The organism is Bacteroides sp. 1001302B_160321_D4 (assembly GCF_015667765.1).
Lineage (GTDB): Bacteria > Bacteroidota > Bacteroidia > Bacteroidales > Bacteroidaceae > Bacteroides > Bacteroides xylanisolvens.
In genome coordinates, this window is sequence record NZ_JADPLO010000080.1 from 1 (window position 1) to 22,946 (window position 22,946).

Genomic DNA, 22,946 nt, shown 5'->3' on the forward strand with positions numbered 1-22,946 from the left:
CTACATACTTTAAAATTTGAAATTCAAAGTCTTTTCTTGTGTCATAATAATACCAGTTGTCTCCAAATTGAAATACTATATAATTAATGTCTTCTTCTTGTAATGTTTGAATGTTTTCCATTGTATTGAACTTGATATTGTTGTCAGTATCAGTACGGAAGATGGACTTAATCATACTAGTATCTTCATAGTACATTTTACCAAAGCCCGTGATTTCAATAACATCTTCATCTATGATATTGAAACACATCTTATTATTATCTAGCCAATTTAATAAATCAGGATTCATATTTAAATTTTGTTTAATTTATATTCGGTTAAAGTTTTCAGTCTGAAAGCGAATGTGTCATATATCTCCCAAAAGTCCATGCTGTCGAAATCTTGGCTGGAATCTTCTATATCGGCAACATAGCAATCAAAATATTCATTTAGTTGATCACCTGTCTTTTTTATAGCTTCTGTAGCGTCTCCATCATATCCAATGACTATTGTATGAACCCCTTTTGCCTGTAACTTATAAATTTGTGTATCAGAGATTTTCTTCCCGAACGTAGCAACAACAGCCACAGATGGGTTATTGTACAGGTTTAATTTTCGCGTAAGTGCAATGACATCAAACACTCCTTCTACAAGAATTACGGTATCTGTTTCGTCTTCAATTATACTATCATAGTTGTATAATAATTTGACAAAATCGTTTTCAGTGCTATTCCTATAACGCATAATTTGGAATTTTCCATTATGACTTGCTTTACGGTTATATTCATCAATATCAGCTTTATCCCAAATATGCCGGGAAATATACCCAACAATATCTCCATTGTCTATAATCGGAAATATTACATAATCATCAAACTTAAAGTTCATGTTACGTGTAGTGCCAACAGGAAAGAAATCGTAATCTTCTTCAGTAAATCCACGTTTTCTTAAATACCGATTAAAATGAGTGCGCTTATAATATTCAGGCATTTCCACAACACACAGAGAGTCATCTATTTCCCTGTCATCGTTTTCCAGAAAAGAGAAATCATTAATTTTTTTATCTCCATCCAGATCAAAAGTATCTGTTATAATTAAGTCCTGACGGCCTATATCTGTTAGCAATTGTTCTAATGTCTGGGTTGAACGTCCACACGAAAAGCAGTGTGCCATAAAAAGCTTTTTCCTTTCGGTTGCTTTACCTATATATATACCGTATTTCCCTCCTTCATGCCCACAATAGGGGCACTGGGGGACAATCAAGTTCTTTCCGCTACCATCCGGTTTTGCATGTAGTTCAATAGAAAGTTCTTGGATTATATACTCTTTTTCTTCTTTACTCAATTCCATATTACGCAACTTTGCTGATATTTAATGTTCTTGCTCTGTCATAAAAACATTCGTTATCATAATCAGTAGCAATTTTAAATGGGTCTCCTTTTTTGAAAAATCGTGATTTTGCAACATTTAGGCGCATGACATTTTCGCGCATTTCATTGATGCTTTGATTAAGAGTAATAAGATGAGTCATTGGTCTGCTCAAACCTTTGGCTTCTGAACAATTATATTCAGTCAATACATTTTGTTCATCGTTAAGCCACTCTCTATTTTCTATAGTTGCCTGATAAGTCACAACCATCCAGACATTTTCGTCACCTGCCAAGTCCTTTAAATCATTAGCTACAGCAACTCGTTTGTGGCGTTCTCCATTTTCTGACCATCTACGTCCGCTGGAATCTGTTAGCAAATCCATAGAATCTATGATAACAACATCTGGAGATATGCCATAGATTTTTTTGTATTCAGCAATACCATTTTTTATATCAATGGTAGACACTTGATTAGCGAACTTTGGAAAGGATTTGACCTTTAGGGTGCCAGACATTGCTTTGATTTCTTGTATCATTCGTTCTAATTCCCGGTCTTTTAGTGTACCAGTACTATAACGATAAGAATTACAGGAAACTAGTGACGCGGCATAAGCATCCACAACTTCATCTTCAGAACCTTCTAACTGGAAATGAAGTACGTTTAATCCGTCTATTTGAGAGGCGCATTTTCCAATCCAACGTGCGGCATGACTTTTCCCAACACCAGTAGGGGCTAAGAGGCATGTTAATTGAGTACGTAAATCTCGTCCACCGTTCATTTCATCCAGACCATCAATATAAAATCTGGTGATTGGTTTAAATCTTGACTCTTGATTGTGTTTTTCTCTATTACGCCTAAAACGGGATTCAAAGGTTTCGACTACATCAACAAAAGAGTTTTGACGCAAGCTGAAATCATTTTGCCATTCTGCAAATGATTGGAGCAGCTTCATTGCTTTGTCACGATCCTGTTTTGCATAAAGTTCACCTATCTCTTTGTAAGTCTTTTGAAATTTTACTTGTCTTAGATAATTTTCAAACTGTTCCAATATAATTTCCGGCTCAACTCCTTCGGCGCAGTCTTTTATATCTTCTAACAGTGCTGAAACCTCTCTGTTGACAGAAACTATCTGGCTGATAATATTAAGGGTAGGGGATGATTTGTGTTCTGCGAAGTATTTGCACAGATACCCCTGCAATGCTTGAAAATCTCTACCAGGCAGGTACGATTTCTGCATATATTCACACACTAAGTTACATACATAGTCGTATGTAAAACAAGCGTAATATAATTCAAATAAGAAATCTTCTGTTAATACGTTATCTTCTTTCGCCATATTCTTCGAGTCTTATTCGGTATAACTCTGGATATTTTATCGCGGTTTCTTGCTTGCATTTCTCAACATTTGTGCATATTTGACATGCTGGAGAGAATGGACTCCACATCAATGTGGATGTAGAGCATATTAGAAACCCAATATCTGTGTTGATACTCCGTTTCTTAGTGCATTCTTCAGATGGCATATAAATATACTTAGACTGAGGATGCTCTTTTTTACAGATTAGTGAATTTAGATAGGCTCTGGTTAGATTGGCTTCAGATAACCATTGGTCTTCCAGATATTGCTTGGATTTGGAAGACATTGATAGATATTTTTGAAGAGCGGTAGTCCCAAATGTTTTTGGAGCTAATGTACGTTGATATTGGGCATTCCTGTTTTTATGAAGCTGGAATACACAATAGTCTACAAGTCGTGAAGTATTAAATTCTCCACCACAAATTTGAGTAAAGTTGACAATAAATTTGGATAGTTGGCGTTTGGCTTGCCCTCCCTCTGGGAATGAGAAGGAGGGGTCTACCAAACGCTTGGCTATTTCTGTATATACTGTCTTAATCTGTTTCGTCAGTCGTTCTTCTTTTTCCATCACGAGTCAATAGTTGTTGAAGTTGTTGACGCGCCAAGAATAATCGACTTTTGACAGTTTCGATATTGCGAGATTCTAAGGCACCATTCCGATATTCGATTTCGGCAATTTCTTTGAGTTTATATCCTGCCTGTTGATACAAAAGTGCGCTTCTGTATTGTGGTTTCAACTGTTTTAATGCAGCTAAAACATCATCGCTGTATAACTCTTGATAATTGTCAATACCCATTACGTTAGAGCTTACTTCGTCAAAATCTACAATAGATTCACTGGAAGAAAATGTTTCCACATCGTTATCATCACTCAACATGTCTTGATGCTTTTTTTTACGTTGATCCAAATCAAAAACACATCGTTTGGTTACAATATGGAGCCAGGTTTGTACAGAACGCTCTGGATTATATGTCTCGATATATTTATACATGTTGGTAAGCACTTCTATGTAATTGTCTTCTATGTCAGAAGGATTAAAAGTATAGCGCATACATAACTTGTATATCATTCGGTTGTACGGTGTTACGTATTTATCAAATAGGGCTTTTCGCCGTGCAGCTACTTCATCACTTATTATTATGGGTTCTGTGGTAACTGCTGAGTATGTCTCTTCCACGCCTCTTGAACATTGAGCACAAACAAGTGATCCGAGTTCATCAATTTGTGGACTTCACAATACTTCTTCCACTTATTATTACTAGAGATAAAATTACTTCTTACCTCGTTGTCTGTTGGCTGGGGTTGTTTACTAAGGAATTCGTAAAAATCTCCTAGCAAGCTTCCTAGCATCATTAAATGGGGCTGGCCTTCTCTTTGTTGCCTACGCCTTATGTTTCTTGCGTAACTCATTTTCTGTCTAAAGTTTGTATATTCTTACATAATATTTGAAGATGTGGGTTGCATCAGCCATGTTGTCATCGACTGGTGTAATATTCCATCGTTTGATGCAATATTCAATCATCTTCTTTTTGTCAGCTTTTCCGTCACCGGTTGCCCATTTTTTTACTGTGCTAACGTTTATGAATTTTGGTTCCGGGAGTCCAAGCTGGGCGCATATCAGATATAATATGCCTCTAAATTCGGATAGTTTTCGCGCTGCAATGAAATGCTTTGAAACGCATACATCTTCGGCGATAATCAATTTGATGTTGTATTTTTGGATAAATTCAACCAGTGTGTCATAAAACATTTTATGTTGCTCGATCGCATTTTTGCCTTTTCTTTGGGTAAAATTCCATGTTCCTGATTCATGGGTTGAGTAATATCCACAGTGCTCTGCTATATCTAATGCAAGCACATTATCACGTGTAATTTGATTTATTGACTCATTTTTAATGTTTTTTGATTCGTTAATCATTCTATGTATGAAACGCCATTAAGTTTATTGACTACAGTCTTGTATGGGTAGCCTTCAGCTATATTTCCATGACTGACTACCAAAGATGTAATCTGTAATTGATTGAGGGCATCAAAAATGTTGGAAAGCCCTTGTTCGTCAGTGGCTTCTAATATCTCATCAAGTATCAGGAGATCTAGTCCTTTATCGTCATCGCAATTTACATTGGTAAGTTTGTGCATTGCCAAAATATTAGCCAGATTAACTCTTGCTTTTTCACCTTCTGAAAATTTATCAAAAGAGCCACAATCTACACCATCGCGAATAAGAGAAATGGAAATCTTATCTCTGATTTTTCCGCTTTTTAAGACTGTAAAACCGGAAAATGCAATACGAATGTCACTACCAATGGCCTCCAGAAACTCGTTAGTTATGTGACTAAGAGCATCAATTTTAGTATTAGCCAGATGGGTTTTAAATTCAGTAAAGGTTGCTTCTTGCTCTTTATATGAATTTAATTTCCGTTCAATAGTTTCTTTTTCAGAAATGGCTAATACCAATTCTTTCTCATATTTTTTCTTGTTGGCTTTGAGAGATTCTATCATGTCAGTTTCGGAAGAGTTTTCGATGTCACGAATAGATTCTTCGTATGACTGAATAGCTCCATTAGCATTGTTAATATTCAACTCGGCCTGCTTTGCTTCGTATTCTTGCTTTCTAATAGCTTCATCTAATATTGCATAAGAATCATCAAATAAATTAGTACGCGCATCATCAATGGATTTCTGAAGGGTATTCATTTGATGCTGGAGGTTTTGCATTTTATTGGTTAAATAAGACGTATTACGTGATAATTCATCCAATGCCGTACAAGTCTCGGTAATCTTATTCGACCATTCTATTTTACTGCGATTCAATTCATCCTGTTCTTTACGAGCTTCGCGTCCTTTTGTTGTAATATCTGAAATGCGTTTTTCATTAGCCTCAATATTTTGGAGAATGTCTTGTGTCTCTCCATTTCGGTCTTGCAATCTTAGTTTAACCTCGTTTATATCTATATCATTAGCCAATGTGAATTCATGTTGACATTTAGGACAAACGATAATTCCGGCAAGTTGTTTTTGGAGGCTGGCTATATCTGCTTCCAACTTAGTCCTTTGTGATCTAAGATTACTATTCTCGGCATCCAACTTTTTAATAGAATCCAATAATTCATTTATTTGATTCTCAATTTTGGTGGATTTCTTTTTGAAGTTTTCTTGAAACTTCTCATGTTGTTTTAACAGCTTCTCATAAGAGGATTTGGCTGTTGCAATCTTTTTCTCATGCTGAATCAGCTGTTGTTGTACATTGGAATATTCTGTTGTAACAACCTCCAATTCTTTCTGATTTTTAATTGATATAGCTGCAAAATCCTTAGGTAATGGCAAAGCGCATGAAGTAAAACGTTCTGAAATAATTTCAAAACATGCACCGGTATCTTTTTTACTGTTTTCCAGTTTTTGCAATACTTCATCTGTTTTATCATATTGCTCCAGTAACTCGTCACTTTTATTTATGAGAACATTTTGCTCACGGATATAAGCTCTTTTCCCGGCAATAGCTTCATTCCAGTTTGCTATACGTTCAGCTTTCTTTTGTGAACGCTCTGTTGATTCTGTAATAGCTGTGTTGATTTGCTCTTGTAATGTTTCAACACGTCCGGTATGATTCGCTACATTCAATTCTGCTTGTTTTAATGATTCTTGAATCGGTATCATATCCTCTTGTAATGCAGCGATAGATTCATCCACCATTACACCATTACTGAAACGATTAATGATTTCTTTTTTCTCGCGATCAGAACTGGAGAGAAATGACGAATATTTGTGCTTAGAAAGAATGAAGTTTGAGAAAACATCATCTTTAGTCAGCCCCAGTGTTTCAAGTATAAATTTATTGTAATCTGCAACTCCGGCTTGTTCTATATGTTTTATGTTACAATCAGTTTCATCATCATATATAGAAACTTTGATTATCTGTGCTGTTTTACGGGAGATAACACGTTTAATAGATAAGTACTCTCCTGTAGTATTATTCTGGAGCAAAAGGGAAACGGTCGCTTCATCTTCTGCATCATTGATTATCTCATCCATTTTTATTCTACGAAGAGTTTCTCCGGTTATCCCAATGGCGATTGCTTCTAACATAGCAGATTTTCCGGAACCATTTGAACCTTGCGAATCATTATCCATATTGTTGCCAAAAATCAGCGTTGTATGTTTTTGCAACAATGTATAATCCAATTGCTTAAAGGCGCATAGGTTTTTTGCGTAAACTTGTCTTAATGTCCACATACTAACTGATTTTATCGAGGTATTGCAACCCCATTTCTATATTTATGATTCCTTTGTTAGCACAAAAACTAGTATATTCTTGTTTAATACCAGATTTGTCGAATTTTTTATCTAAAGAGTGGGCTGTTGTTTCTGTAATTTCTACGTCTTCAGTAACAATTTCCACTTTTGAAGATCCCGCTTCCAGAAGTTTTTGTTTATCAATATTTGGAGCTTCTTGGCTTGTACAACTGATTCTTGTTTTAATCTTGTATCTTCCATCCGCTTTCATATCATCCAGCTTATCAATTAGTTTTGAATTGATTTGACTAGCTTTTATGTCCAAAACTTTGTAGCGAATATTAACTTGGTTCTTTATGAATTCATGGCTACCATCATCATATATAATGGTATAGCCCTTTTCTTCATCTTCGCCAAAATTATGTTGCCTGGAAGAACCTATGTATTCAATGTTGGTACCTTTGATAATACAACGATTGTGATAATGTCCTACAAGAACTGTATCAAAATCACTGAAAATGTTCGTGGGCAGTTCTTTTTCATTAGGCGTGCTAAGTGCCCCGTTTATTCCTTCGTGAATATATAGGATATTATGTACAGACGCGTTCAATTCCGCCTTTACCATTTTTTTCAGCCGTTCTACGAAACTTCCGTTTTCTGGAAAATAGCTCATTATATATAGTTCTACATCGTTGCTAATATTAATAATCGAATAGTCATCAACAACATAGACATGGGGGTATTCACTAAACAAATGACTATACCCTAGAACTGATTCCTGGTCAACTTTACAATGATTTCCTTCGGCAACGGTAATGCTTATTCCGGCTTTAGTGGCTTTTATGATAGCTTGGCGAACAGCCATGAGTGTGCTAAGTGTTTGAGAAGAGCGTGATAACCACAAATCTCCACCAATTATCATATCTTCAATCCCATATTGATCGCATATATATAAAGCCTCGTCCCAGTTTTTTTGAAATTCTGGAATATTGTCTTTTGATACATGTATATCATTCAACAATAAGGCACTTGGTATTTTCTTGCTCATTGTGATTCAATTTAAATAGGGACATATTAATATTAGTTAGATATGCCCCTATAATGCTAATACAAAAATGAATTATCTTCTTCTACGTTCAGGACGTGCGGCTCTGCGTTCACGGACTGGGTTTGCAGCCGGTTCATTGGTGTCGTCATTATGTTCACCACGTCTACGAACAGTATGAGTAGGAGCGGGGGTTGGTTCTGGTTCCTCTTCCGGTTCTGGCTCTAAAGGCGTGTCTTCCGGTTTGGTGTCGTTTTGTGTATTGTCATCTTCGTTGTTGCTGCCATCTTTAGCAACTTCCAACGCGTCTTCAATGTCATTCAGCAAATCTTCATTTGTTTTTCCACGAGTGACACGGACATTTAGCTCATTGGCATCAATATATTCGCGAATTGCATCACGTAAGTCTTGCCCTTCTTCGCTCTTATCACCAATACCGCGTTCATTTAGTTTTTCCCAGAGGTTCCACAATGAATCCAATTCGTTGTCTGATGGTTCCTCATTATCACCGCTGTTACGTTCTTTTTTGTCAAAAGAGAAATGGGATTTATCATCAGGATGAAGCTCCATTTTAATCTTTTCAATAGCTTCTGTGATCTCTTTGCTGCTCATCACATCCATTTCCATTTTAGCATCGTATTGCTTCAAGAACTCAATGGTAGCCTCCATGTGGAAACGTGAGTAACGGTAAATAGCTGCCGGGATACGCTGTGTTTCCAACAACGAACTGACTTCCTCTTCAGATAGAGGTTCGGCACCGGAAATTGTATCAATGTTGAATGTGTAAGTGGTTTTCTTGTTTTCCTCTTTACGAGTAATTTCTACCGGGAAAGCATCTTCCAAAGAAGAGATAGGGCACAAACATTTAGGATTCTTTTCCAGAAGCTTCTTCCATATAGCCAGTTTGCGATCCTCCAAATCTTTGTATTGTGAATAAGACAGGATAAGTAAATGAATACCTTCTTCACGGTTGTCCAAATCTAAAATATACATGGCACGTTGAGAGTTCCATTTTAGACCACCATCAAAGCCTGAACCTTTAATCTTTTTCATCAATTTTTCATCACTGCCATACTTATTTTCAGCAACTTGAAGATAAGTGTCAATTAGGTCTACAGATAATCCGGCATAGCTGGAATGACAGATATTTACAAAGAACTGTTTGTCTTTTTTTCCTGTTGGACGTGGGTTGTCCAGTTTCAACACCTGTGTTTTGACCGGATATTCGTACCCCTTACGTTCTAATTTGTAAGAACCGTCTGGTTGCTCGGCTGGTGCCAAGGGAAGGATACGCACAGTATAAGTTCCTGCGGAATCCATACGGAAATGTTTGGTACGTTGAAATGATTGGCTCTCATCGGTACTTTTTTTTACCGCCTCTTCATAAGTTTCTTGATTCTCCGCAAAGAGGGCATACGGATTTTTAATCATCTCTTCCATAAAATGAAAATTATTTGTTTAATTTAGAGAGGGGAAGATTCCACTGTTCGGTATAAGCTCCAGCCCAAAGTTCTTTTGCTTCTGGCATTTTGGTTTTATCTTTCAACATAACCTTAATACCCCATTCAGTGTTTACATGATGAATGATTCTCTCAATAACTTCATTCATCTCACTTGCTTTTTCATTTTTGAGGTTAAAGTATTCATACTTTTCACCTCCGGGAAGATCACAGACATGAATCGGAGCATAAATTTCCTCAAAATATCTGTATAGGGCATCTACTGGCGGGTGTGTAGGCAATTGTTCTGAAATTGTCTTCAGTACTACACCAAATAGATACTTCAATTGTGGTAGAGATTTGTTTTTGGTATCGTCCATAATAAGAATGGTGTAATCACCATCTTTCAAATTTCCAATAGCCAATTCGATCTCTTGTTTTGCTGCCTTATTGTCTTGCACAATAAGACGTGCTTGACCATGCAACATACTATCATTTTTCAAAGAACACTGCAAAGATAATTGTATCAATTTAACTATCAAAATAAAACCAAAAATATTTTTTGAATAAAAATATATATTACTGTGTTACAGATGTATAATATATATTTAATTATTATATTGATTATTTGTAAAATAAGAAGTAATATCAAATAGGTTAATATCATTCTCCCTTTTAACAACTTGATATAATCTTTGGTTAGTGTTCGGATTATTAAGAGGTCCCTTGCTGGATATATACGGGCCTAATTTAATATAATGAAAGAAATCAAGTTTGATCTCTTCGGATAATTTATCTCGTCCAGAATACCAGCCAATTTTTAAATTAGGATAGTTATGATAAAGGTATTCGGCTAATTTATTTATATATGCCGGATTTGCATCACCGCCCATAAATAATATAGCTGTTATTCCTTTATTTTTGCGTATCAATTGTTGAAGTGCTTCTTTTGTTAATGATTCTCCTATATCCTGTGACAGATAAGAAGAGTGGCACCCGATGCAGGCGCATGGGCAACCACTTATATTTATTGCCAAAGTAATTTCATTAGGCAATTCTTGAAACACTATTTTTGTATCTACATATTTCATACCTGGGATTTACCATCACTATATATACGGTTTCTAGCCTCTTGTTGTCGATCACTTCCAAATGCTTTTGTTGGGCGTAAATATCCGATAACTCGTGTATATTGAGTAATATTATGGCTACCACAACAAGGGCAAGTATCAATGGGTCTTTTTATGATTTTGCCACAATCTTCACATTTACTGTTTGGTATATTAAAGGTAAAGTAATTGGTTCCATTGGCTATGGCAAAATCAATTAATTTCAGATACTGCTCTTTTGATAAATGATCTTCCAAATTAATGTGAGCTGCCGAGCCTCCATCAGTGTACTGATAGGTTTGGTGCCCATGTAATATAAATTTATCTAGTATAGAAGTGTCATCATGGGCATTATAAAAATATGAGTTATATAAATTCTCATCCTCTGGAACAACATATCCACCTTCTTTATCCCATTTATAATTCTTTCCTCCCAGTCCTTCTGCTGGCACAACTTCTGAATTAAACAAGAAAGGTCGTTTTCTGTCATGGATAGAATGCAGTTTATTTTGTTCTTTAATAGTGCCCAAAATGAGTTGAAGGAACTCAATATATTCCGGGTTATTACTTACCTTCATTCCCAAGAATCTAGCGGCTTCATTCAACCCATTGATGCCTATGGTGCTATATAATTTACTGATATGAATATAACCGCCATTTGAAGCGGCAAACATTCCCTTGTCTTCAAGGTCGTATAGCATTGTCTTGAAAGCAATATGATACTTATAGACTCTTTCCAAAATCCTAGTTACATAGTTCTTTAAATCATTTTCAATTACTGTTACACGTAAGGGATTACCTATAAGTTTCTTACCCTTAATTAAAGGTGTTCCATTTAATGTGTGGGTCAATGCCCAATCTTGAACGATTCTATTGATATTCAAAGTAATCACATTACAACTACCTGTCATAACACCGGTCAAGCCAGAAGTGGGGCTAAAGGTATTTTCTGCCAATTCATTTCTAAGCCTACAGCATGATGCAAGGCTGTCTGCACTATCGGAAATATAAGTAAAGAACGAGTGCCCTTCCGCATACATTTCGGCACAAAGTTGTTTGTAATTTAGGTCGATTATATCATCGCCATTATGAACCATCGCAAAAGTTTCTACCGGAAAGGTTAATACTTGCTTTAAACGTATTTGATTAAACCATTTCATAAACATACGTTGCAATGTATCAATAGCTATCCATTCAGGCTTACTTCCATCCGGATAACAAAATTCTCCAAAGAGCGATGTGAAATATGTATGGTCATAATAAGAAATATTTGTAAATGGGCTTTGATAGCTACGATTTCCGGCTGGTTGGTTAACGCCCCACACAAACTGTTTGAACGCTTTCAGGATATTATCACGTACTGTTCTTTTAATTAAGCAATGTGGCGAGGAAGCCTCGCAGTCAAGTTTTTCATACCATTTATCTCCAAACTCTTTAACTACATAGTAATTTAGTGCAATGAAATATTCACCTACGGCTACCGCTCCTTTACATTGGGAAGAAAGTAAGAATATCAAGTTGGTTATTTGCCCACTAAACGACTGTAAATCGTTAGGCTCTGAAGGGGTAACACCATCAATATTGCCTACGCCTTCTGTTAGTAATGGATACAAACTAACCGCCATACAATATTGTTTTAATACTGGCGTAGATGCTTCATCATGTGTATAAATAATATGATTATCAAGATCTGTTTCGTATTGCTTTGCTACTTCTGGAAAGAGAATGTTCAACTCATCTTTCATACGTTGGCGTTGGATTATCCGATTAGTAGTTTTATAGACTTCACCTTCCAAGTTAGCTACATTTTTCATAGTTACATTAGCATTCCCATCGGTTTCTGATGAAGAAGCTGCATTGTCTGTTGATTGACTATATTGATTCATATAATCAATACGTTCTTTGACAAAACGCGTACTTTTACGTTGTTCACGATATAGGATAAAAGTCTTGGCTATATCATAATATCCAAATTGCATTAATACGCGTTCTACGTAATCTTGGATGGTTTCTACAGATACGGGAACATTAGTGTAGGTAAGGCTAATTAATTTATCAACCGATTTTACAATTGCTGGGTCGTATTCAACTTGTTTGCTATCAAAGGCTTTTTTTATCGCATTTCCTATTTTTTCTAGGTCAAAATCTACAATTTGACCTGTTCTTTTTTGTACTTTCATAATTATTCAGTCTTTCTATATTTTTCAACAGCTTCATGGAATTGATGAGTATTGGCATATCCGCAACATTTTAGCTCTGGACAAAAACCGCGATAAACACATGTTGGCACACACTTACTAACAAGAACCGGATCTATCTTTTTTAGTTCTTGCAACATTGCTGTCCATGCTTCTCTAGTTTCTTTTGAAGCACAATTACATAAACGTACTCGTGAAATAGCCATTATTTCTTGTGCATTTGCAGTCATATCCATTTCATTTAATTCTCCTTGCAAATGTTCTCCTCTAGGAATTTGTGAACCGGTACGATCCGGTCGTTGAGTATGAACAAACTTTTCACATCCTATATGATGACGAACGAAATGCACTGTTACCCATTGAGGTATTTGTTCCCATGTCCATTCATATTCTACCAAACGAATGGGAGAATGTTCTGCTAATAACATTTTTGCTTTCCATGAGTCTGAAGGTTCTTTTTTTAATGCTGACTTTCCTACGGTTCTGCGTGCTGCATTTAAAGCACGGCTCCAAGAAGTAACCGCATTTAGTCTAGTTACTTTAATCATATTTTCCTCTATGTTAAACTTGAAATAATAGATTCTACAGTCCGTATTAGACTGGATTCATCACTTGTGAATTTAAACCATTCTGTATGTCCGTTTTTGTAGAAAGGATGAGAAACCTTTAACTTAGCAAAACTGTTGAGTATATAATACTCACAATAGCCACACTTCTCCCAAACTTTTATAATTTTAATTGTTCGTTGATCAGTGTGGCTATTATAATACAGCTTACTAATACGATTTTTTACATCCTCGCTTGTTGCTCCAATTTTATATAATCCAGTTGCTTCGCATTTTAATAGGTACAGTTTTTTAGGAGCTGGGGTAGGACATGGTAAAGGCTTGAAAAAGCGCGATACCTTGTGCATGAATTTACTGTGTTAAAAGTCAATATAAAAGATCGTGTGTATCAATTGTGATGCGAAATTACTAATTATTTTCTTATTTACAAGATTATAGATATAAAAAAGTATCTAAATTGATTTATATAAATTATCAAATTAGATACTTTTTAAATCTTATATGTATATAATATAATTCCTTATTTGCGTTTGTATGAATACTATATGGAGGTCTTAAACCATACTTTTTATAATCCATTAAGCATCTCCAGAACTTAGCCTTTTTGAAGAATATGTCATCTGAAGCATAACTTATTGCTTCAATCAGTTCCGGAGATGGTGCATGAATTTTTAGGAAGTCAGATACTTCCATTAATAGTTTATATTCTATAGGAACTTCATGTTTCATCAGAAATCCGATCCGTGTCTGGTCGAAGTTTTTCAGACTGTGCCCCTTTGGTCTTCCGGGCTTTTTTTTGCGGCGTTTTGGTTTCTTTCTGCTGTTCGGAAACGTTTTCATTAGGTTTATTTTTTTGAGACGATGTTGACCGAGAATTTAAAAGTTGACTCTCAATATCAACGCTAATATTAATAATCTTCATAATTTAAATAATATATGTCATTAAAAATCCGATGTATTCTGAACATCCATTATTACAATAATCAACTACACAATTACGTTGTCCGCCTTGTATTGTACAATGCCAATTTCCACGTCCTTTATTATGGGAATAACCTATTTTATATTTAGGAGGATCAATGGTGTTTGGTAATGTAAATATGGTACCACTGTGATGGGTATGTAATTCTCCTTGAATGGACACTACTTTTCCAACTTGACGGACATACAGTTTTGTTGTAATACCACAGTTCTGAACATTGATTGCAATCCATCCACTATCTTTGGGATATTCTATAGTTCTAGCTATAACATCAATTCCACCAACGAATAGTTTTCCTGTTACATATACGTCATTGTTGAGAACCAAGTTTCCAATGTTATTTTTGATATATAAATCTTTGTTAGAGATATTGGAATACCCCATATAACCGATTTGTTCTGAATTTTTGTCTTCCCAATTTAAACAGGTTATCAATTGATTGTCTGTCTTAGGAAGAGAGGCATTCTTTAAACTTAGGAGCGAAGAATCCGCATGGGATATTTTTACTGGTCCATAAAAAATACTAGCTTTAGATTTTCCTGTGATTTCTAGTATAACAGTATTTTTTCCATCGCCAATTTTGGTGTCCCGATAATAGGAATCTCCTTCATTGTACCCTAACATATTGATATTTATACTACCAGTATCAGCTGCAACGCCTGTATTATATATATGATTACTAGCTACAACAATATTTCCTGCCTTAATAGAATTTAAAGACATTGTGACTTTTAGCGTCATACCATTGGAGTCAAGCGAAGCCAATAAAGTATCTCCAATATAAAATTGAATAGCTCCGTCCTCTGTTATAGTTACTTTGTAAACAGGCTTTCCATTTAATTGGGATTGAATACTTAATGCTCCAGAGGCATTATAGGTGATGCTAGCTTTAGCTGTTCCTGATGTTAAATTAATCCCCTTTTGGGCTGTAAGGTCTTTATTTGCCGTTACTGTTCCATCAATAACAACATCCTTCTGTACAGTCTGAACTGAATTAGGGGAATCTATCATTAAAGCATATTTACCAAATAACGCTTCTTTAAGTCGAAGTGCTGTACCATCTGATGTAATACTGATAAATTGGGGTGGTGCTTCAGTTAGTACATCATTGGCTATTGGTACACTGGATGATACAGCACATCCGTATATATTCCGTCCATTTTTATCTCCGGAATCAGCATAAGACACACGTTCAACCGAGTTGTTCTCATACAAATACATAGGCCATTTAGAGACTCCAGATGTTCCTGCGCAATAACGTATTTTACCATTGATATAGACATATCCAGCACTAATACTTGTACCTGATACTTGACATCCGCTGATAATAAAGTTATCACACTCATCAAATATACTTGTAAAAGCTAATGCAAGATTCTGTAAATTCATAATATCATCAATGTAGGTGTAACGCCCACCTGTTTGTGAAGTAAACTCTTTCATTTAAGCGTATGTAACTTTAAATTTTTTTCCTGCAATACGATAACGATCTACATAATAAGTAATCATAGCTGTAAGTTCCTCTTGTGAGATTGTCTTGGTATTAATAGCAGGACAACTTACTACAAAACTTACATCACTTGTTGGCATCTTTTCATCTTTCCAACGCAATGGAGTGGTTGGGTGTCCGCTAACTTCGATTTCGCCTTCGTTATACAAAGGAAATTCGCATATATTTTTATTAGCATCTTCCCAATATATTGGTACTCCATTTATAGCACCATCTGAAATGACAATATGTTCAGAGGTGTCTAAAAAATACTTCCTAAATTTATGATTTAAAAAATATTCCATCATAATAACCTGGGAGGTCATTGCTGCTTCTATTCGTTTTTCGTCAGCCCATTCTTTCCATTTTATATTCAAAGAGTTTAACGGTTGTAAAATGGCTTGAAGAAATAATATCAGTTTTCGTCCTCCAAGATAATGAGGAACTAACTGATTTACTATACGGTCAGTATTAATACGATAACTTCTCATTCTGTTTCTAGTTTTATAACAATTGCCTCACGAAAGGTGGGAAGTTCACTTTCTGCATCTTGCTGTGTACTTTGTTTTGCATAACCGCTTGCTAAATAACACTTCCGCTCAATTTTGGTTAATGGTCCGAGTTCATTATTGTCATTGTATTGAGCGATAAATATTCCTTGTTCTACACTAGCTTCATGATCAATATGAACATCTGTAACATGCTCTACTTTTTGAATGGCATCTATAATTTTTTGTGAGTAGACAAGAGAATCAAATTTCATATTTACAATAAAATCAATAAGTGCTGTATCAATATTATCATAAAGTTCCTCTTTCGTAATGGCTCCATCATAATACACGGTGAGTCTGGGAACAAGCACATCGCCTCTGCGACTAACTACATTACACTTAACACCTGCAAATTTAATCTGATTAAGATATGCACGTGCTGCAATTAGTTCCTCATCAGACAATTGGGACAAAGAACGACCTTCTCCGGAAGCAACTTTTAATATCAAAATATTATCTTTGAACTCTTCATTATAATACTCTTGATAAGATACATGTGTAATCAATCTTTTTGTTGTATCTTCAGTTGCATAATGAAATGCTGTACCTTCATCATTGATAATTAGATCATCTCCATATTGCCATTTCAACATGGCATTTGCGTAATATGCTGAAGTCCCATTAATTCGTTGGGTAAAGGTTTTAGCAATATCTGTGGTAAAAACGTCTAACAATGTTTCAAATGAGTAAATTGCAGCAGCTGTTACCCATGTGAAAGCATTGATTATTGACATCTTTGAGTCATTTGTTAGCTCTGTAAGTTCCAGATATTTGTTTCTGGTCTCCACGGCTTCATTGTATATTTCTGTTAATGTACGGCTCATGCTATGTCTGAATTTTCATATTGATAAATCGTTCCATTTATATCAAAGCTCCATGAACCCGCTTCATTCCATGCAGTTTCATGGGTAATCACGTATATCGCTTCCATACCAGTTGTAATAACATAATTGCCATTACTATCTTTAAGCGGCTCCTTATATGTTCCAGAGGGTTGTGTATCTAATATAACTTTACAATTCCTCCGTTGATTATTATGCTTTGCAATATAGATTAAATAGTCATTGATAACTGTGTCTTCTGTATAATCAATATTTCTTAACTCTAAATTAGATAAACTCATATCCTGAATGGGAGCAAGGCTGGATAAACTCATGTCAGCCAGTTTCACCAAATATGTACCTTTACATAAAAATAGTCCTTGTAGAGAGAGATTGTTCTTCTCCGAAATTATCTCGTCTACCACCAAGGGCATAGTTGGCATGATTAAGCCATTAATAGAAGACAATTCCCAGGTTTTTAAATTGAAATCACCATACAATTTAATTGATCTTTCATCGGTATAATTATCGAAAAAATGCACATATTTCTGTAGAGTGGGAGATAGCGTTATAGTTTCCAGATCGCTATTATCTCCCCAATCAACAATAAGATTTCCGTCTCCGGCCATTTGTAATGCAATGGATGCTTCTTTGGGGGATATGTACACAACACATCGTAATGAGGCTGTTGTACTTTTGTGATATACATGTCGTTCCCCGTTTGCCGGTACAATATGTTCTGATTGTAATGTATTTACAATGCTGTCATATATAATAAATTCTTCATCCCAATATATTTCTTCATCTTCTTTTAATTGTGAGTGGAAGGATAAATCAGGATTGTTGATTAACAAATCGAATATACCTTCTATAGAACCATGTGTGCTTACTGCAACATCAAATATGTTCTGATTTCGTTTTACTTTATACACCTGCATCTGCTTCTGAAAAATCTAAGTCTAATTCCAGATCTCCTGAATAGGAATTAAAAGCGGCATTAATAATCTCCACTTTATCATCTTTGAATTCAGTTTGTAACTTTTCTGCTAATCCTGAATGACTAAGGTTGGCATGAAGATATTTAATTAAACCCACACCTGAAGTTGGATACCTATAGTTGTTGGACGGAACACATTGTAACAATAAGTTTCGGTTCTGAATATTTGCATTTATATTTACCATATCAGATATTGCATTGGACCATAAATATGCCACCCCTTTATTTATTTGTATAAGATAATAATCTTGACTAACCATTATTAATTGTGAAGCATACAAAATCTTATCTTGTAGGCCAAATAGCCTTGTATGCACTTCAAACCATTCAGAGTTATCAGTTGGGTTTATAACTATACGAATATTACCACCACCAAAGTCTCTACTAAAACGTATTTTTATTGGTTTATAGATTGGTGTATATGGTATCTTTATTTGCACACCAATCGTGTAAAGTTGCTTTATATCAAAGTTGGAAGGGAGTATTATTTGAGCGGTAAGTTGTAAATCAGTTTCTTCGATCCATTCAAACAAATATTCTTCTAAAGAGTTTTGATTTTTTAAAACTATATCACCCGTAATTGTATTTACATAAATATCTGTGCGCATTTACATCAATTTATTATTGACTTACTGTGGATTAAAATCATCATTTGTAAAGTCACAGAAATTTTGTATATACCAAAAAACAAAATCCCCCAGTGAAATACATCTTAAAATAATTTCTTTATTTGATACACGCACTTTTGAGATTTGTATTGGAGAACCTAGTACTGGAATATATCCTGGATAGAAAAATATACCATTTCCTTTTATTATTATATCAAAGTCACTTCTGGAAGCTCTTGTTGTCATAAATCCGGAATATATTCTAATTTCTGAACCATTATATTCTTTAATAGGGGTAGGAAGTTCTATAATTTGATCACCATATATATTTCCATATCTCGCTATAAAATATCTTCCTTGTGATAAATCCATAGGAGTTGGGGTTGAATCTGTGTTAATGTAAAATTCTTTATATGGTAATGATAATGAAGCTAATACATTTATATTACCAAATTCATCCCAAGTTAAATTTTTTGAAGCTAAATAACCAGAACCATCTTTTAATAATGCCCAGGCATCTCCATTTGATAATATTGCATCTGTGTTAATAAGAGACGTATCAATTTTTCCAGATATAATTTGAGAAGCATCAATTTTACCTTTAAAATTCATATTTCCGTCTTTATCCCATGTGATATTATCTCCTGCTAATGCTCCTGAACCATCTTTTTCTAAACGCCATTTAAATCCTCTAATACCATTAGAACTAATTGTTATGTCTCCAGATTTTGTTGTAAATCCAGAATTTGTTTGTATTCCACTAAAAATAGCTTTCTCATTAAAGTTCCAACCTGCAATAAAATTATCAGAACCTGCTGAAAACACTTTCTCGTTATTTTTATATCCTATCAGACCATAATTAGTGTTACTGATGCAATACATTGCAACACCGCCATATTCTTTTACCCAGTCTAATTGATTACCAATATCTTGGACAGAAGCAACATTAGCGATGGCTATGAATTTTTTTAATGAATTGATTCCTATAGTTCCATTGTAAATGCTATCGGCTCCTATGATCCACCCTGCAATACTACCACCAGATGTTTCTATTGTTCCTTTGAATGAGGCATTTCCCTCAACATCCATTGTAACATTACCATTGGCAAAAGAGGCTGAACCGTCTTTGTTTAATGACCAATGAATGATGCCTTCACTTTGAGCAGAAATGGTTCCTTCTGATTTTATGGATAATGTGCCATCTTCACATTGAATACCACCAGATGTAATATCCCAACCGCCTATTTTACCTCCGGTTTGGTCTATATGAAAAATTTCTTTGTTATCTTTATATCCATATATACCGGCTCCGTTATTTTCTGAAGGACCAATATATACCCCCGTTAATCCTGGAACATCTTCAAGACTGTCGTGACTACCAATTATTTTTTTTCCAACAAATATTTTGGGAGTAATCACATAAGAAGAGCCAATAGTTGTTTTATTGCTTTCCCAATCTTGAATCCAATCCAGCATGGTACTTTCGCGTACAATAGAAAATGTGAAACGCCCAGTTAACCCTGCACTTACTCCAGAAAGAACTGGAATTTCAATATATCCTTGTAATATATCAATAGGGAGTGATATAATGGATAGCCGGTATCTATAACTATCAACTTTTATTAGTTGATATTCTATATTGTCGTTACTTTTTACAATAGTGCTGGAATCAATTTCTATTGGGGTTTTCTCATCTCCACAATATGCCGAAATAATAGTATAAGCATGTTCTAACTTAGGGTTAGAACCATCGAAATCTGCTTTAATCACACACGAGTTTGGGGTTAGCGACAACGAATAAGCATCGCTAATAGATACAAGTGTGATAGAAGATTTTGCTACTGTTCCCATAAATTACTTTTTCAAAAGAATAGCCCTTGAACAAAGTATTTGTTGATGCGAGAAGAGATAAACTATTTCTTAATCTCTTCTAATATTTCCTTGGCCATACGCTTTGCTTCCACTCTCCACATTTGCATGTCATTCCATTCTTTTTGATGCTCACTATCTTCATCTTCTAGGAGGTAATTATTAATAATGGCTTGCATTGCATCATCGGAGTAACGTCCATGAATAATAGCTGAAACCAATTGGCTATATGTGGGTGTTCCAACTGGAAGGGTTATCTCACACCATTTGTATTGTTCGTTTTCACCTTCTTTTACTATATGAACATCAAATGCAATTGTGTATTGACGCAACCCTAATTTTATATTGTGTCGTATGCGTTGAGGTTGCTCATTGCCTTGATTATAAGTTATAAACATTGTACTGTGTTTTTTATTTTTACAACTTGAAATTTTCCTTGAATATAGCAAGCCTTCCAAAAATAATGTAGTTCTGAAAATGCTTTGCGCCTGATTCCGTATGACTGATAATGAATTAAGAAACCTAAATAAGAGTTTATAGACCTCACATTGGCATATATAGCTTCCTTGTCACAGTTTTTACATGCTTCTTCTAAATAACTTACAGCATTAATAAAGTTTCCAACAGTTCGATTCGATAAGTAAGCTCTACCCGGCTTAATTACTCCTCCTACCATTTTTATTCCTTTTTTAACTTCTTGAATATAGATTTTATTAGGGTGCATTTGAATATTTAAAATATATCGTAGTTGATTCCTAGAAGCTCTTTTGAAATAAATTGCATCTTCCTTAGTTTTGCACACAAAGCTAAAATCATCTACAAAACGTACATATTTGGCTCCTCTTTCTTCTGCTGCTTTAATAGCCCATTCATCAAAAAATGACATGTAAAAATTGGCAAATAATTGACTAGTTAGGTTTCCTATTGGTTCGCCTTTCATCCATTCATTGTAAAACAGGCTTTTGTTTTTAGGCAGTATTCTCCATAATTTTAAATTTCCTTGACGTATACAATCATCTTGTGGTCGATGTCGTACAATTATTTCTGTAAGCCATAGCACTAAATCTAAATCTTGTTCATATATGGTCCCTTTCCAATAATTCCATTTTTCTTTGATAAATGGTAATAAGTGTTCTAATAATCGTTCGCAATCAATTGACATAAAAAATCCTTTAATATCAAATTGAGCATACCAAGCCTCGTGCGAATAATTATCAGAGACTTCAATTGTATTTTTTGTCAACTGATCAATACATGCAAATGTTCCAAAACCCTTTCGACAGTTAAATGATACATTTCCGTGTTCAACAAAACGTGCCTCAAACAGTGGCTCTAAGCGTAGGCACAACCAATGTTGTACAATACGGTCACGGAAATTTGCAGCAAACACTTCCCGTAATTTAGGACGGGTAACTATAAAACAAGTACTTGTTGTTGGTCTATATGTTCGTTCATAAACTTCTCTCGCTAAATCTAATAGATCTTCATGCCAAATAAGTCTATACATAACACATTGTGAACTTGTCTTTTTTTGGGCACAGCAATCATCTAACGCATCAAACCATCCCTCAACATATTTATCGTTAAGTGCTGCAACCGCCCTCACCATGTTACTGTTGTACTTGTTGTTGTTGTTGAAGTTGCCATTACTAAAGTTCACGTTCCAGCTGTTGTTCTGACTGTTCTCACTGCTACTCCAGTACCGGCTTGCGGTTATTGCGTGTACTATCTTATTCTTAACTAGGTCTTTAACGCTTGGTAAAGGCCCAGTGACACGCCCATTTTTCAATAAAGATGTCCCTGTTATCATAGTCGTAACCGTTCAACAGGTCTGCTGCTCCAACACTTTGCTTCTCCAGCTTTTAATATGCTTTGAAATTTCCTTTAAAGATTCAGCAAAATGTGGCATTTGCTTGTTGCTAATTATGCGTGTATGAGGACTCCGATTTGACCACTCTTTTAAGGTGTCAATGCAAGTTTTCACTGTACGCATTTGCAAATAAAATGAATTAATAAGTTCAAGTTTGGAATCAGGATCTTCTTCATTTAAAGCCAATCCTATCACTGTTAATCCATCAAGCAGAGTGTCTATGAGACGTTTGCTTAATTGACGAATTCCTACACTATTAGGGGTTCGTTCTACCATTTCTATACAGAGTAACATTAAATTTTCTGTTTCTCTGTAAATAGGTGCACTTCCTGCATTACGAATTGTTCTTGCCATAATTAAAAGATTTTATTCACAATGTGTCTTATTACATATAGTTTATTTACGAATACTTTATTTTTTCTGTAGAGGTTTACAATTATGGCATATTTATTTTTGTGGAG

At 35.1% G+C, this 22,946-nt stretch carries 23 protein-coding genes and 1 pseudogene; all 24 read right to left on the reverse strand.

The features are described from left to right. Window positions 1–289: pseudogene (locus KFO40_RS22600) on the reverse strand (hypothetical protein); the annotation flags it as partial. A 2-nt stretch (window positions 290–291) separates the two neighbouring features. After that, window positions 292–1,329, reverse strand: a complete 1,038-nt coding sequence (locus tag KFO40_RS22605; RefSeq protein WP_032846293.1) for a toprim domain-containing protein — start codon at window positions 1,327–1,329, stop codon at window positions 292–294. Between the two features lies 1 nt (window position 1,330). After that, on the reverse strand, window positions 1,331–2,686 hold the full coding sequence (locus tag KFO40_RS22610) for a DnaB-like helicase C-terminal domain-containing protein (protein WP_109115697.1): 1,356 nt from the start codon (window positions 2,684–2,686) through the stop codon (window positions 1,331–1,333). After that, window positions 2,670–3,275, reverse strand: a complete 606-nt coding sequence (locus KFO40_RS22615) for a hypothetical protein (RefSeq protein WP_225684202.1) — start codon at window positions 3,273–3,275, stop codon at window positions 2,670–2,672. Before KFO40_RS22615 ends, KFO40_RS22610 begins: the two co-directional genes overlap by 17 nt. Next, the gene (locus tag KFO40_RS22620; RefSeq protein WP_055268775.1) at window positions 3,241–3,885 is read right to left on the reverse strand and encodes an RNA polymerase sigma factor; all 645 of its coding nucleotides are present in this window, start codon (window positions 3,883–3,885) and stop codon (window positions 3,241–3,243) included. The genes KFO40_RS22615 and KFO40_RS22620 overlap by 35 nt, the downstream gene beginning before the upstream one ends. 240 nt (window positions 3,886–4,125) lie before the next feature. Beyond that, on the reverse strand, window positions 4,126–4,626 hold the full coding sequence (locus tag KFO40_RS22625; RefSeq protein WP_136013760.1) for a crossover junction endodeoxyribonuclease RuvC: 501 nt from the start codon (window positions 4,624–4,626) through the stop codon (window positions 4,126–4,128). After that, the gene (locus KFO40_RS22630; protein ID WP_109115698.1) at window positions 4,623–6,941 is read right to left on the reverse strand and encodes a hypothetical protein; all 2,319 of its coding nucleotides are present in this window, start codon (window positions 6,939–6,941) and stop codon (window positions 4,623–4,625) included. Before KFO40_RS22630 ends, KFO40_RS22625 begins: the two co-directional genes overlap by 4 nt. 1 nt (window position 6,942) lies before the next feature. Next, window positions 6,943–7,989, reverse strand: coding sequence for an exonuclease SbcCD subunit D (locus KFO40_RS22635; protein WP_109115699.1), 1,047 nt, complete (start codon window positions 7,987–7,989; stop codon window positions 6,943–6,945). A 72-nt stretch (window positions 7,990–8,061) separates the two neighbouring features. After that, window positions 8,062–9,426, reverse strand: coding sequence for a hypothetical protein (locus KFO40_RS22640; protein WP_109115700.1), 1,365 nt, complete (start codon window positions 9,424–9,426; stop codon window positions 8,062–8,064). A gap of 10 nt (window positions 9,427–9,436) precedes the next feature. Further along, a complete protein-coding gene (locus KFO40_RS22645; protein WP_008768557.1) occupies window positions 9,437–9,913 on the reverse strand; it encodes a hypothetical protein in 477 nt (158 codons plus the stop codon). A gap of 120 nt (window positions 9,914–10,033) precedes the next feature. Continuing rightward, window positions 10,034–10,516, reverse strand: coding sequence for a 4Fe-4S cluster-binding domain-containing protein (locus KFO40_RS22650; protein ID WP_008768558.1), 483 nt, complete (start codon window positions 10,514–10,516; stop codon window positions 10,034–10,036). Further along, window positions 10,513–12,714: an anaerobic ribonucleoside-triphosphate reductase gene (nrdD, locus tag KFO40_RS22655; RefSeq protein WP_008768559.1), complete on the reverse strand. Its 2,202-nt coding sequence runs from the start codon at window positions 12,712–12,714 to the stop codon at window positions 10,513–10,515. The genes KFO40_RS22650 and nrdD overlap by 4 nt, the downstream gene beginning before the upstream one ends. Before the next feature lie 2 nt (window positions 12,715–12,716). Beyond that, entirely contained in the window at window positions 12,717–13,280 is a 564-nt protein-coding gene (locus KFO40_RS22660; protein ID WP_008768560.1) for an FAD-dependent thymidylate synthase, read from the reverse strand. Window positions 13,281–13,288: 8 nt separating this feature from the next. After that, window positions 13,289–13,645: a GIY-YIG nuclease family protein gene (locus KFO40_RS25985; RefSeq protein WP_008647857.1), complete on the reverse strand. Its 357-nt coding sequence runs from the start codon at window positions 13,643–13,645 to the stop codon at window positions 13,289–13,291. A 127-nt stretch (window positions 13,646–13,772) separates the two neighbouring features. Next, window positions 13,773–14,138, reverse strand: a complete 366-nt coding sequence (locus KFO40_RS22670; protein ID WP_032555565.1) for a hypothetical protein — start codon at window positions 14,136–14,138, stop codon at window positions 13,773–13,775. A gap of 85 nt (window positions 14,139–14,223) precedes the next feature. After that, complete coding sequence (locus tag KFO40_RS22675; RefSeq protein WP_008768562.1) at window positions 14,224–15,723, reverse strand: hypothetical protein; 1,500 nt, start codon at window positions 15,721–15,723, stop codon at window positions 14,224–14,226. After that, complete coding sequence (locus KFO40_RS22680) at window positions 15,724–16,260, reverse strand: hypothetical protein (RefSeq protein ID WP_109115703.1); 537 nt, start codon at window positions 16,258–16,260, stop codon at window positions 15,724–15,726. It abuts the gene before it with no gap. Beyond that, on the reverse strand, window positions 16,257–17,144 hold the full coding sequence (locus KFO40_RS22685; protein WP_109115704.1) for a hypothetical protein: 888 nt from the start codon (window positions 17,142–17,144) through the stop codon (window positions 16,257–16,259). Before KFO40_RS22685 ends, KFO40_RS22680 begins: the two co-directional genes overlap by 4 nt. Beyond that, complete coding sequence (locus KFO40_RS22690) at window positions 17,141–18,079, reverse strand: hypothetical protein (protein WP_109115705.1); 939 nt, start codon at window positions 18,077–18,079, stop codon at window positions 17,141–17,143. Before KFO40_RS22690 ends, KFO40_RS22685 begins: the two co-directional genes overlap by 4 nt. Then, entirely contained in the window at window positions 18,066–18,746 is a 681-nt protein-coding gene (locus tag KFO40_RS22695; protein ID WP_109115706.1) for a hypothetical protein, read from the reverse strand. Before KFO40_RS22695 ends, KFO40_RS22690 begins: the two co-directional genes overlap by 14 nt. A gap of 21 nt (window positions 18,747–18,767) precedes the next feature. Next, window positions 18,768–20,597 carry a hypothetical protein gene (locus KFO40_RS22700; RefSeq protein WP_195348509.1) on the reverse strand — a complete coding sequence of 610 codons (1,830 nt, stop codon included), beginning with the start codon at window positions 20,595–20,597 and terminating at the stop codon, window positions 18,768–18,770. Between the two features lie 62 nt (window positions 20,598–20,659). Then, a complete protein-coding gene (locus KFO40_RS22705) occupies window positions 20,660–21,013 on the reverse strand; it encodes a hypothetical protein (protein WP_008647841.1) in 354 nt (117 codons plus the stop codon). Next, a complete protein-coding gene (locus KFO40_RS22710) occupies window positions 21,004–22,425 on the reverse strand; it encodes a reverse transcriptase domain-containing protein (protein WP_008647839.1) in 1,422 nt (473 codons plus the stop codon). Before KFO40_RS22710 ends, KFO40_RS22705 begins: the two co-directional genes overlap by 10 nt. Before the next feature lie 12 nt (window positions 22,426–22,437). Further along, window positions 22,438–22,839, reverse strand: coding sequence for a hypothetical protein (locus tag KFO40_RS22715; protein WP_008647838.1), 402 nt, complete (start codon window positions 22,837–22,839; stop codon window positions 22,438–22,440). Between the last annotated feature and the right edge of the window lie 107 nt (window positions 22,840–22,946).